A 12,666-nucleotide genomic window follows, 5' to 3' on the forward strand; every position below is an offset into this window, starting at 1 on the left:
TCCTAGAGGGACAAGGTGATGACACCAACAGGCAACAGCAGCGACCGGCGGCAGCGTTGCAGCCGTGGCGTTGCCCCAGCTGCGCAGTCAGGCGCCGCAGTCTGTATCAGCGGGGCAGGATTCCCTGGCAGACATAACGGATCACCATGCCGTCCTCCTTGTTCCAGCGGACACGCTGGGCAGCGCCGGGCGTGTTCGAATTTCCAAGGGATGAGCCATCGGGTGCGAAAAGTTGCCACTGCTCCAGCCGTACCCGGCCCGTGCCGCAATCGACGCTGCGCAGCATGTACTGGGTGGTGCCCCGGGGCAGGCGGCCGCGGGCTTTCACCAGCACGTCGATTTCCCGGAACGTGCGCCCCAGGCCGCCGGCCTTGACGCTCGCCGCATCGATATGAATCGTGCGGCCGATCAGAATCTCCATGTCGCGGTTGAACAGGCGAATCCAATTCCCTGGGCCGTTGAGTGCGGACGTTGCCGCCACCGCCGTGACGGGCATGAGGGCGAGCGCGAGCGTGCCGAGCGCCTTCAAAGCGGGTTGCCGTTCTCATCGCGGTAGATGTCGCGGCGACCGACATGGTTGGCGGGGCCGACGTAGCCGTCGTTCTCCATCCGCTCCACCCACTTCGCCGCCGTATTGTAGCCGACGCCCATCTGGCGCTGCAGCCACGACACCGAGACCTTCTGGTTTTCGAACACCAGCTGGCACACCTGACGGTACTTGCGCTCTTCGGGCGCATCCGAGGCCGTTGCGTCAAGGTCATCGAATCCGAAGCTGCCTTCTTCCGGCTCGTTCGTGACGGCGTCGACGTAGTCGGGCTTGCCCTGCGATCGCCAGTAGTTCGCCACGTGCTCGACTTCCTCGTCGGAGACGAAGGGGCCGTGGACGCGCTTGATAGGGTCGGAACTGGGCTTGTAGAGCATGTCGCCCTTGCCCAGAAGCTGTTCGGCGCCTTGTTCGCCAAGGATGGTGCGGCTGTCGATGCGGCTCGTCACCGCGAAAGAGACGCGGGTCGGGAGGTTGGCCTTGATGACGCCGGTGATGACGTCGACCGAGGGCCGCTGCGTCGCCATAATGAGGTGGATGCCGGCCGCACGGCTTTTCTGCGACAGCCGCTGGATGAGCACCTCGATTTCCTTGCCCACGGTGACCATGAGGTCGGCCAGCTCGTCGACGATGAGGACGATCTGCGGCAGGACCTCGTAGTCGAGCTGGCGGTCCTCGTAGAGTTCCTCGCCCGTCTCGGGATCGAAGCCGATCTGGATCCTGCGGCCGAGGGGCTTGCCCTTGGCCGCGGCGCTGCGGACCTTTTCGTTGAAGCTGGCGAGATTGCGAACCGAGATCTCGCTCATTTGACGGTAGCGGCGCTCCATCTCCTCGACGGCCCACTTGAGGGCCCGGATCGCCTTCGGTGGCTCGGTGACCACGGGCGAGAGAAGATGCGGGATGTCGTCGTAGCTCTTGAGCTCCAGCACTTTGGGATCGACGAGGATCAGGCGGCACTGCGCCGGCGTCAGGCGGTAGAGCAGCGAGAGCAGGATGGCATTGAGACCGACCGACTTGCCCGAACCCGTCGTACCCGCGACCAGGAGGTGAGGCATGGTCGCAAGGTCGGCGACCACGGGCTCACCGGCGATGTCCTTGCCCAGGATGATCGGCAGCATGCCCTTGTGATGCGCGAAGGCCTCGGAGGCGACCATCTCCTTGAAGGAAACCATCTGACGATCGGCATTGGGCAGTTCGATGCCCATTACGGTGCGGCCGGGAATCGAGGACACGCGGGCCGAGATCGCGCTCATGTTGCGGGCGATGTCGTCCGCCAGGCCGATGACGCGGCTGGCCTTGATGCCGGGTGCCGGCTCCAGTTCGTACATGGTGACGACAGGGCCGGTGCGGACGGCCGTGATTTCGCCCTTGACGTTGAAGTCATCGAGGACGGTTTCCAGCAGCCGCGCGTTGCGCTCCAGGCTGAGCTTGTCGATCTTGGGCTGCGAGTTCGGCGGCGGATCGGCAAGCAGGTCGAGGCCGGGCAGCTCGTACTTGTCGAACATGTCTTTCTGGCGGCTTTCCGAACCGAACTGCGCCGGGATCGGGGCGGCCTTGGGGTCGCTGATTTCAGGCACCTTGCGTGCCGCCGCCGAGACAGGTGCGGCCATTTCCGCGATGCGCAGCGGTGCTTCCGGCTTCTCGACCTTCTCGGCGCGCTCCGGCTTTGAAGGTTCCTTTTCGCGCCCGGATTTGAACGGCAGGTCCTCGGTCGACGGAAGGTTGAGAGGAACGCGGCCGATCCGGCCGGGAAGCGTCAGCAGCCCCGCCCAGTCGAGGGCGAAGACCCGCCCTGCGAGCATCACGCCGATGCCCAGGCAGATGAGGGCCAGCGCAAACTTGATCCAGTTCTGCGCGGCCTCGGGGGCGAGGCCGGCGAGGGCACCGATTGCCTTCGCGCCGAGCAGGCCTGAAATCCCGCCCATCGATGCCGGCAGGGAGCCGCCCGGCTTGGTGAACCACAAGGACAGCACGGTCGCGATCAGCAGCATGGACACCGCGAGCACGCTGACGGGAACCCACCAGCGCTGGTTCGTGTGCTCGATCTCGCCATCGTCCTCTTCGACAAGCAGCCACAGCTTGCGGCCGAACACATAGAGCAGCGGCACGAACAGGGCAGACACGGGGCCAAAAAAGAACAGGGCGCGCTCCGCCGTCCAGGCGCCGGTGCGTCCCATCCAGTTCTGCACGTCGCCGCCAGCTGCCGTTGAGGCGGACGCGTCGGTCTGGTGATAGCTGATCAGGGCCAGGGCCAGGAACACCATCGCCGCGAACAGCACGAGCGCGCCGGAAAGCTCTCCGGCGCGGCGCAGCGAGCGCTTGAGGACGGCTCGCCAGTCCGGTTTGGCAATACGCCGACCGGGCGCGATGGGGCGGGTGGCCATGTGGAATTTCCCTCGGGGTTTCGAGGGCGGATTATGCGGCGGGCCGGAACGCCCCGTCAAGAATGGATGGGGAACACGGCTGTGGAGGCCGCGCGTTCGCCGGCGGGGCGGCTGCCGTTGCGGTCGCCGCCCGGACAAGGAGCAGGGCGGCGGGCGTCGCGCCACCGTGCCCCACCCTGTCAGGTGATCGCCTTCAGTTCACCATTTCGCGTGTTTCGAAGGCGACGCCGGGCAGATCCGGAGACGTGCGCCAGTCGGCAAGCATGTCGCGCCAGGCGTCCCATCCGGGAAGATAGCCCTTGAACAGGGCCCACTTGAGTTCCTTGTCCCCTTCGTTGTTGAAGTAGCTGGGCGTGCAGCCCTGTTGGAACTCGCTCATGTCGACCTCGTTCTCGCGGCAGTGGGCGACATAGCCCGCCACACCTTCGGCCGTGGCGCAGAAGGTATCGGCGCCGCGGCGAACGGTCTCGCCGATCATGAAGGCGAGGTGCTCGGCCTGTCGGCCAAACTGCTCGGTCGTGCTCGAGTTTGTCGCGCCCTGGATGTAGCCCATGTAGAACATGGCCGGAAAGTTGTTCGTGGTGACGCCGTGAAACGTGCTCGGCCCGTTCGCCCAATGGTCGTAAATCGACAGGCCATCGCGCCCCTCGACTGTGTCGATGCCCCATCGGCGGCGCAGGTCCGAAGTGACCTCGAACCCCGAGGCGAAGATCATCAGGTCGACCTCGTACTCGACGCCGTCAGCCACGAAGCCCTTCTCTGTCATCCGTTCCACGCCCTGGGTGGGGGAAACGTCGATCACCTTTACGTTGTCGCGGTTGAAGGTGGGATAGTAATCGTTGTTCGAGAGCGGACGCTTGCACATGAAGCGGAACCAGGGTTTCAGGATTTCAGCCGTTCCCTTGTCCTCCACAATGGAATCGACCCGGCGGCGCAGGCGCTCCATGACCTGAAAGTCCACGACTTCGCGGCGCGCCATCAGGTCTTCGATGCCGAGTTCAGGGAATCCTTCCGCCTCCAGGTCAAGATTGAGATTGCGGCTGATCTCGGTCCAGATGTCGCAGATGAGGTCCGGTTCGCCAGGGATGAAGAACTGCTGCGCACCGCGATGGAAGTTGGCCATGCGCTCCTGCTGCCAACCGGGCTTCAGTGAAGCCGCCCAGTCCGGATCCGTAGGCGGATTGGGGCGCTCGTCGATGTTCGAGGGCGTGCGCTGCAGCACGTAGAGCTGTTTGGCGTACTTGCCGAGAAAAGGCACCGCCTGAACCGCGGTTGCCCCGGTTCCAACTATCGCGACCCTCTTGTCCTTGAGCTTGTCGAGGACCGGGTTGTTCCACGAACCGCCGGTGTATTCGTGTTCCCAGCGGCTGGTGTGGAACATCTTGCCCTTGAAGTCATGGATGCCCGGGATGCCCGGGAGCTTGGGCATGTTCATGACGCCGCCGGCCATGACCACAAACCGAGCGCGGATGTCGTCGCCCCGATTGGTCCTCAGGTGCCAGCGCTTGATCCGTTCATCCCAGACGATGCTTTCGACGAGGGTGTGGAACAGCGCCTTGTCGGCCAGTTCGAAATCCTCGGCCATTTTCTGGCAGTAGGCCTGGATTTCCCACCCGTCGGAGAACTTCTTTGTGGGCATGTAGCCCGTTTCCTCGAGGAGGGGCAGGTAGCAGTACGCGTCGTTGTCGCACTGCACGCCGGGATAGCGGTTCCAGTACCAGACGCCGCCGAAGCCGCCAGCGTGATCGATGTTGCGCACGCTGGTGACGCCTTGCTTGCGCAGGTGATAGCCCGCCAGGATACCCGAGAAGCCGGCGCCCAGGATCGCCACGTCGATCTCTTCGGAAAGCGGCGCGCGGTCGGCTACCGGCGTGAACGGATCGTGCGCGTAGTTGTCCGCGAAATCCCCGGTCGGCCGCACGTACTGCTCGCCACCTTCGCGGCGCAGGCGCTTGTCGCGCTCGGCAAGGTATCTCGCCTTAAGAGCGGCGATGTCGAGTTCCTCCGGCGAGGGCACGTCAGTCTTGTGGCAGGTCATGTCGGTTCCATTTTCGTAGCGGTGCGGCGGCCCTGTTTGGTGCCCGCGTTGTGAGTGTCTGTGGATCTCACCACTATAGTTGTCAACAATGTTGCCTATTAGCTATCAGAACGCGCCATGGCGAAGCTGTACGTGATGTGATCCACATGCCCGTGAAGCCCGAAGTCGAGCACTTCCGCAGCGTCATGGAAGGTCGGTGACGCTTTCGCCACGTCCTCAATCGTCCAGTTCGGCTGATAGACACCCCTGGTTTCAGCAACGAACATGCGTGCCACCCGGCCCGCCATGGACGCGATCAGTTCGCCTGTGACCGAGCAACTCTCGTGCGCCAGCCATCCCACGACGGGAGCGACGAGTTCCGGCTCCATCGGGGGGTACTGCGAGATGTCGAGCCCTTCGGCCATGCGGGTGACGGCGCCCGGCACTATGACGTTGCACCGCACGTTGAACGGCTCACCCTCCAGCGCAGCGATGGCGTTGAGGCCGACCATCCCGGCCTTGGACATGCCGTAATTCACGCAGTTGGCGTTTCCGTAGAGGCCGCCGACTGAGCTGGTCAGGACGATTCGGCCGAACCCCGCATCGCACATCGGGCCGAAGGCCGCCTGGACGACATGGAAGGCGCCGAGCAGGTGCACATCCACGACGGCGCGGAAGTCCTCGTAGGACACATCGCGGATGGAGCCGTACCGCACGTTGCCCGCGTTGTGGATCAGCACATCGATACGTCCCCAGGTGTCGATCGCGGCCTGAACAATCGCGCGGCCGCCTTCGGGTGTCGCCACCGTATCGGCATTGGCGATCGCTTCGCCCCCGACCGCGATGATTTCGTCCACGACCTGCTGGGCAACGCTTGTATCCGGTCCATCGCCACGGATCGCGCCGCCCAGGTCGTTGACCACCACCTTGCATCCGCGCTTGGCCAGCAGGAGAGCATAGGAACGGCCAAGGCCGCGTCCGGCTCCGGTGATAACGGCCACCCGGCCGTCGAAACGCAGTTCACCATCGGACATTGGCAGGGTTCCTTCTTCGGGCAGGCATGGACACTCCCCTGAAGCGACGGTTTTTCCGTGCGAGTGGGGATTTTCGGCCATGGCGTGTTGGCTGTGTCCAGCCACGAATATGCGCCCACGACCTTTCTTGGCAACGGCGGGCACGTCGCCGGAGCGATGGCATAGGGGCTGTTCGTCATCGCGTTGCGCGCGGGGCGATCGGGCTCTACCGTTGAACCCTGGATCGACCGGCTTCACAGGCCGGCGGAGAGGGATGTATACATGCTCGAAGCTGCGGGTCGAAACGCCAATGCGATCACCGCCACGCCCGGAGAGGGATGGGGGCTCCACCGCATGACGCCCGCCAGCCGCCTCAACGGTGCCAACGGCATCCGTACAGGTGCGGATGGGCGCATCTACGTGGCGCAGGTCGCGGGCAGCAAGGTCAGCGCTGTCGACGTCAATACCGGCGCGATCGAGACGATCTCGCCCAATGGTGGGGGCATCATCGGGCCAGACGACCTTGCTTTCGATGAAGCTGGCAACCTCTACTGCACCGAGATCACGGAAGGGCGAGTCTCGATGATGACGCCATCCGGGGAGTACAAGGTCATTCACGGCGACGTACCGGTGGCCAACCCGATCACGTACCATCAGAACCGCCTCATAGCCGGTGAACTGCGGATGGGCGGACGCATCCTCGAACTGGACCGGAACGGAGGCGCTCCGCGTGTGATCTTCGAGGGTGTGCCGATGGCCAACGCTTTCGAAGTGGGGCCCGACGGCAAGCTCTATTTCCCCGCACAAGGCGCCAACGAGATCTGGCGCATCTCGCTTGATGGCGGGGAGCCTGAGGTCGTCGCACGCGACCTTGGGGTTCCGGACTCGGTGAAGTTCCACCCGGACGGCTACATCGTTTCAACACAGGTCTATTCCGGGCAGGTCCTGAAGATCGACCCCCGCACCGGTGACAAGTCGGTGCTGGCCGATATCGGCCCGGGGCTGGACAACGTCGCCTTCGTGGACGGGCGCACGTTCGTCAGCCACATCAACGGCTCCATCACGGAAATCACCGGGTCGGGGCAGACCCGTGCTCTGGTGGAAAAGGGCCTGCAGTGGCCGCTGGGCCTGGCCGTGGACAGCAATGGACACGTCCTCGTGGCGGATGGCGGTTTCACCTACCTCCTCCGCCCTGGCGAACCGCTGCAACTTGCGGGCATGCTGTTCTCTCCCGGCTTTCCGGGCTGGGTGCGCGACGTTGCGGCGAGCGGGCCGGACGAGTGGATCGTGACCACCGCCAACGGGGATGTGGCCCGCTGGAAGCCTGCTGCTACCGAGATGGAAGTCCTGTCGAGCGGGCATGACCGCCTGATGGGGATTGCAATGAGCGAGAAGGGCATCGTCTTCGCTGAGTTCGGGACCGGAAAGGTCCACGTCATCGAAGGGGCCGGGGTTTCGGAACTGGCGGCCGGGCTTGATCGCCCCATGGGTGTGGCCACTGCCGCCGACGGTACGGTGTTCGTAGCGGAAAGCGGGGCGGGACGTGTCGTCAAGCTGGTCGGCAGCCGTGCGGAAACGGTGCTCGACGGGCTTGCCCGGCCTGAGGGTTTGGCGATCGCGGGCGGCACGCTCTTCGTCGTCGATCCCGGGGCCAATGCGCTTGTCGCCTGCGATCTGTCCGGCGGTACGCGGGAAACGGTGGCGAGTGATCTTCCGATCGGCGGTCCGCAGGGGACACAGCTGGTACAGCTTGGCGGCGTCGGGGACATGTGCGGGCCGATGAACACGTTCTGCGGCGTTGCCGTGGCTCCGGACGGCACCGTCTATCTTTCCGCCGACGCAGAGGGCAGCGTCATCGCGCTGCGGCGCCTCTAGGCCAAGGAGCCAGCCGATGTTCAAGCAGATCTGCTTCTTCCGCAAACGCCCCGACATGACCATGGAAGCGTTCCTCGATTACTATGAGAACCAGCATTCGCAGCTGTCCAAGCGACAGGGCAGGGCGCCTTCGATCCCTGGCGCGCGCCGTTACGTGCGCCGCTATCTCAAGCCCGAGAAGAACCCGGTGACGGGACAGGTCATCGATCCGGGCTACGATTGCCTGATGGAGATCTGGTGGGACAGCCGCGAAGATTTCGAGCGCAGCCAGGCCATCATTTCCGACCCGTCGCGACTGGAATTCGTGAAGGAGGACGAGGCGCGGCTCTTTGCAAGTCACGACAATCCCGTCGTCTCCGTGATCGAAGAGTACGATTCCCCCATGGGGCCGAACGGTGAGAAGACCTGCGTGGACCTGCGCTATGAAGATTGATCCGCCGGCGGCGCGGGAAGGGTGACGATGCACGCGCCTTCTGCCGCCGTACCCGTCGCAACTCCCACTGCTCGCGACGAATGGCGCGCCTACCCCTTCCTCCCGGTGGCGGCGGGGCTGGGGTACGCAACCAGCGTCATTCACATTTATGGCATCGGCCCCTTCTACGGTCCTGTCGCACAGGAATTCGGCTGGAGCCGCACCGAGGTGACCTTTGGCCTGACGCTGGCAACGCTTGTGCAGGCTGTGGGCGGCGTCTTCATCGGTCTTGCCGTGGATCGCTTCGGCCCCCGACGGTTCGGCGTGGCGGGGCTGGCGCTGCTTGGGATCGCTTTCGCGTTGCTGGGGACGGCCGACGGTTCGCTTCTGAACTGGTATCTCTCGTGGGGGCTGGTCGCCCTTGCCGCGCTGCCCGTGCAGGCCTCGGTCTGGACAAGCGCGGTCGCTTCGCGTTTCACCGCCTCGCGCGGCATGGCCTTCGCGGTTACCCTGTGCGGGGCGTCTATAGCGGCTGGCGTTTTTCCGCCCATGGCAATGTGGCTGATCGGCAGCTTCGGCTGGCGCGGGGCATTCCCGGTCCAGGCGCTGATCTGGCTCGCCGTTTCGTTCCCGGTGATCTTCCTGTTCTTCCACGGCCGCTACGACAAGGGGCGCATGCAGAAGGTGGAAGACGCAGGGACAAGGCCAGCGGACCTGCCGGGCGCCACGTTGCGGGAAGGGCTGACTTCCAACGTCTACCATCGCCTTTTCATCGCCAGCCTGCTCTTCACCTTCACGGTCATTGCGCTGGTGGTGCACTTCACGGCGATCCTGGGCGACTCGGGCGCATCGCCGATGCTGGCGGCAGGCATCGCCTCCTTCGTCGGCTGGTTCTCGCTTGCGGGCCGGCTTGGCACCGGCGCGTTGCTGGACCGTCTGCCGGCCTCTCTCGTCGGGGCAGCGGTGTTCCTGCTGCCGGTGCTCGGCTGCCTGCTTCTTCTCCTGGGCGCAGGCTCGTTCGTGGCGATGGGGTTCGCTTCAGCCTTGATCGGGCTCACCCTGGGGGCGGAGATCGACGTGGTGGTCTACCTGCTCACCCGCCACTTCGGCCTGAAGAATTTCGGCGGCCTTTACGGAGGGCTGCTGGCGGCCTTGTCGATCGGCACGGCCATCGGGCCTCTCGCCGCCGCGCAGGTGTACGACCGGACGGGAAGCTACGCCGGGTTCCTCTGGCTCGCGATGGCCTTCATGGCGGCGAGCAGCGTGGCGATCGGCACGCTGCCTCGCACCTCAACGGTGGAACACTGACGCAGCGCCGGGTCCGCTAACCGCTCCGGCGATTTGCGCCTCCGTTCTGATAGTGAGATAACGAGCGGAAAATCGCACAAGCAAGATGAGGATACCCATGGGCGAAATCGGCAAGATCGTTCAGGCGCCCGAAGACTTGGTCGCTCCTGTGAACGTCCCGGCAGAGGCGTATATCTCGCCAGACTACGCCCGCGCCGAGGTCGACCGGCTCTGGCGCAAGGTCTGGCTCCAGGCCGGACGTCTGGAGGATATACCCGAAGTCGGTGACTACATCACCTTCGACATCGTCCACGATTCGGTCATCATCGTGCGCGCCTCTGCTCAGGAGATACGCGCCTTCCATAATGTCTGCCCGCACCGGGGCCGCAAGCTGGTGGACGTTCCTGCAGGCAAGCGCAACGCGCGCGGTACTCGCAAGAACTTCATCTGCGGCTATCACGGCTGGACGTTCGGCCTCGATGGCGCGAACACCTATGTGGAACATCAGGAGGACTGGCAGGGACACCTGTGCGGTGGGCTGGCCGACCTTGGCACTGTTCGCGTCGATACCTGGGGCGGCTGGATCTGGATCAACCTCGATGCGGAGGCAGGGCCGCTGGCGGAATACCTCAACCCGGCAGCCGCGATGCTCGACCCGTACGGGCTGGAGAACATGCGCCCCCGGTGGCGCAAGTGGGTGATCTTTGAATGCAACTGGAAGGTGGCGATGGAGGCGTTCTGCGAAACCTACCACGTCTCCACCACGCATCCCGAGTTCATGGATTTCGGCCAGTTCCGGGGCTGGGCGCGCAATCAGGGCCTGCATTCCAACATCGGCTATGACGCGCCCAAGGGGCAGGAGGAGGATTCCGGCAAGCTTCGCCTCGGGACCGGTGAGGATCCGCGCGCGACCACGGCGGAAATGCAAAACTTCACCTGGGCGAATGCCAATACCAACACCACGATGACGCTGGTAAGCGTCGCCAACCGCCTGAAGGACGAATTGCCCGAGGGCACCCCCGCCGCGGACGTTTCGAAGTACTGGCTGCAGACCGCTCGCGCCGAGGACGAGGCACGCGGTGTCGTCTGGGCGCAGGTCGACCCGGCCCATACGGCGCAGGCTGGCACCGCCTGGCAGATCTTTCCGAACTTCCAGATCGGTCACGCCGTCAACAACATGCTGTGCTACCAGGCACGTCCTTACGGCACGGACCCGGACAAGTGCATCTTCGAGGCGGCGGTCTACGAATTGTGGCCCGAAGGCGAAGCGCCCGCAACAGAGTGGGAGTATACCGAACCGCAGGACTGGCCGCCGGTGCTTCAGCAGGACTTTGCAAACATGGCGGCGGTGCAGCAGGGAATGAAGAACGTCGGCTTCCGGGGCGGACAGCCCAACCCCTATATGGAGCGTTCCGTCGCCTCGCTGCATATGAACCTGGCAAGATTCATGGGAACGGGTGCGCCAAGGACCTACTGACGTGCAGTTTCCCCTCGTCCATGTCAGCTGGGCGCTGGCGGACAACGCCGGTCGTCCTGCCTGTGACGCCTTCTTCAGGGATATCTTCGGGGCGCGGACCGTCTACGAGATGCTGATCACGCCCGAGACGGAGTCGTACGGTTTCGATCGGGAGGAGTCGCTGATGCTCATCGGCGACACCATGGTCATTCCCATCGCCCCGGCCGGGGGCGGCGCTCGGGAAGGTTCACCTCTGGGTGATATGCTCCGCCGGTCCGCCGCACCCATGCGCTGGATCGGACTGGCGCTCAAGGTGAGCGATCTTGCGGAGGCGGATGCCTGGTTCGCCGCTCGCGGCTTCAAGCGCCACTACGATCCGGGAATGGAGACGCACTACTTCCTGGTACCGCGCGGGCAGGCGCTGGGTGTCCGGCTGGAGATCGTGCGGCAGGACATGCCCAACGATCCGCGCCGGGCTCCTCACTGGCGCCCGGCTGCGGATCACCCGCTTGGCATCGAGGGGCTTCAGGCCGTCGGCGTCAGCACGCCCTCCGAGACCGAGGCCCGGGCGCTTTTCGCAGAACGTCTGGAGTGGCCGGAACTCGGGACGCGGGAACTCCCGGAGGGGTGCTGCACGGCTTTCGCCATGGGCGACACGGCTCTGGAGGCGATTGCGGGCTCGCCCGGCTCGGCCATCGCGGAGCACGCGGCACAGGTAAAGGGGATCTGCCATCTTGTCTTCAAGGTGCGCGACGCGGCGGCCGCCGCCGCGTGGCTGGAGAGCCGGGGCCTGCCGCTGATCGGTGAGGTGAGCACACGCTTCGCCATCGATCCGGGCGCGGCGCACGGCCGGCTCATCTGGCTGACCCAGGAGACGCCGCCCGGCTACCCGGCCGTCGGGTCGCAGGTGGGCACCATCAGCCCCCCGCAAGGTGATTGACCGCGCGGCCTTCTCTTCGGCGCGCAGAAGCGCGGCCATACCCATCGGCGATGCAGAGGTGGCATAGCGCCGCATCGCGGTTGCAGCCGCTCGCGATCGTGGTCCGAGCCGGTCCTTCCCAGGAGGCGGCCGTTACCTGGCTTCGGCGATGAGCTTGAGCGCTGCGGGCGAGGACCAGTCGTTCCCCCCGGTGTAGCGCCAGACTTCCTTGCCCTGCGCATCGAACAGAACCGTGACGGGCAGGTTACCCCCGTACTGGAAGCCGAGATCCCCCTGTTCGTCGACCCAGGGCTGGATCTGCTCCAGTTCACGCCTCCGCAGGATCTCAACAACCTTGTCCGTCTGTCCCATGTCCTGCGAAATCGGCAGGACGGTGATGCCAAGTTCGGCCTCGCGGCCGATCAACGCGTTGAGCGTGGGCATTTCGGCGATGCAGGGCGCGCACCAGGTCGCCCACAGGTTGATGAGCAGCGGCTTGCCCTTGAACGACGAAAGCTCCAGGCTTTCGCCCGTGTTGTCGACAAGGCTGACCGTCGGCATCGGCTCGCCCTTGTGGGATCGGTCGAGCTTGCCATCGGTCTCCGGCACCGTTGCCGGTGCGCCCCTGCTCGCTTCTTGAGAAGCCTGCGGTTGCGCGTCCTTGCCGCCTTTACTATCGCAGCCGGCGATCATGAGGGCCGATGCCCCGACGAGCGAATACAGGAACAGCGACTTGAGCGAACGGGAAGACAAGACGGG

General features: G+C 64.9%; 10 protein-coding genes. 5 read left to right on the forward strand and 5 right to left on the reverse strand.

All coding sequences use genetic code 11. The features are described 5' to 3' along the window. Nucleotides 1–106: 106 nt before the first annotated feature. From QOL62_RS10020 to QOL62_RS10035, 4 genes are all read right to left on the reverse strand, one after another. Nucleotides 107–529 carry a hypothetical protein gene (locus QOL62_RS10020; protein ID WP_283406124.1) on the reverse strand — a complete coding sequence of 141 codons (423 nt, stop codon included), beginning with the start codon at nt 527–529 and terminating at the stop codon, nt 107–109. Further along, on the reverse strand, nt 526–2,928 hold the full coding sequence (locus tag QOL62_RS10025) for a DNA translocase FtsK (RefSeq protein WP_283406125.1): 2,403 nt from the start codon (nt 2,926–2,928) through the stop codon (nt 526–528). The genes QOL62_RS10020 and QOL62_RS10025 overlap by 4 nt, the downstream gene beginning before the upstream one ends. Before the next feature lie 193 nt (nt 2,929–3,121). Then, a complete protein-coding gene (locus tag QOL62_RS10030) occupies nt 3,122–4,966 on the reverse strand; it encodes a flavin-containing monooxygenase (RefSeq protein WP_283406126.1) in 1,845 nt (614 codons plus the stop codon). A 98-nt stretch (nt 4,967–5,064) separates the two neighbouring features. Further along, on the reverse strand, nt 5,065–5,979 hold the full coding sequence (locus QOL62_RS10035; RefSeq protein WP_283406127.1) for an SDR family NAD(P)-dependent oxidoreductase: 915 nt from the start codon (nt 5,977–5,979) through the stop codon (nt 5,065–5,067). A gap of 261 nt (nt 5,980–6,240) precedes the next feature. Here QOL62_RS10035 and QOL62_RS10040 point away from each other — a divergent pair, with 261 nt between their 5' ends. From QOL62_RS10040 to QOL62_RS10060, 5 genes are all read left to right on the forward strand, one after another. Further along, a complete protein-coding gene (locus QOL62_RS10040; RefSeq protein ID WP_283406128.1) occupies nt 6,241–7,833 on the forward strand; it encodes an NHL repeat-containing protein in 1,593 nt (530 codons plus the stop codon). A 16-nt stretch (nt 7,834–7,849) separates the two neighbouring features. Beyond that, nucleotides 7,850–8,266 (forward strand): EthD domain-containing protein, encoded by a 417-nt coding sequence (locus tag QOL62_RS10045; protein WP_283406129.1) that lies wholly within the window; start codon nt 7,850–7,852, stop codon nt 8,264–8,266. A gap of 27 nt (nt 8,267–8,293) precedes the next feature. Then, nucleotides 8,294–9,553: an MFS transporter gene (locus QOL62_RS10050; protein ID WP_283406130.1), complete on the forward strand. Its 1,260-nt coding sequence runs from the start codon at nt 8,294–8,296 to the stop codon at nt 9,551–9,553. Between the two features lie 97 nt (nt 9,554–9,650). After that, entirely contained in the window at nt 9,651–11,009 is a 1,359-nt protein-coding gene (locus tag QOL62_RS10055) for an aromatic ring-hydroxylating oxygenase subunit alpha (protein WP_283406131.1), read from the forward strand. Between the two features lies 1 nt (nt 11,010). Then, nucleotides 11,011–11,928 (forward strand): glyoxalase, encoded by a 918-nt coding sequence (locus QOL62_RS10060; RefSeq protein ID WP_283406132.1) that lies wholly within the window; start codon nt 11,011–11,013, stop codon nt 11,926–11,928. A gap of 132 nt (nt 11,929–12,060) precedes the next feature. Here the strand turns inward: QOL62_RS10060 and QOL62_RS10065 are convergent, their stop codons facing one another. Continuing rightward, a complete protein-coding gene (locus QOL62_RS10065; protein ID WP_233203762.1) occupies nt 12,061–12,660 on the reverse strand; it encodes a TlpA family protein disulfide reductase in 600 nt (199 codons plus the stop codon). Nucleotides 12,661–12,666: the final 6 nt, after the last annotated feature.

The organism is Novosphingobium panipatense (assembly GCF_900182875.1).
Taxonomy (GTDB): domain Bacteria; phylum Pseudomonadota; class Alphaproteobacteria; order Sphingomonadales; family Sphingomonadaceae; genus Novosphingobium; species Novosphingobium panipatense.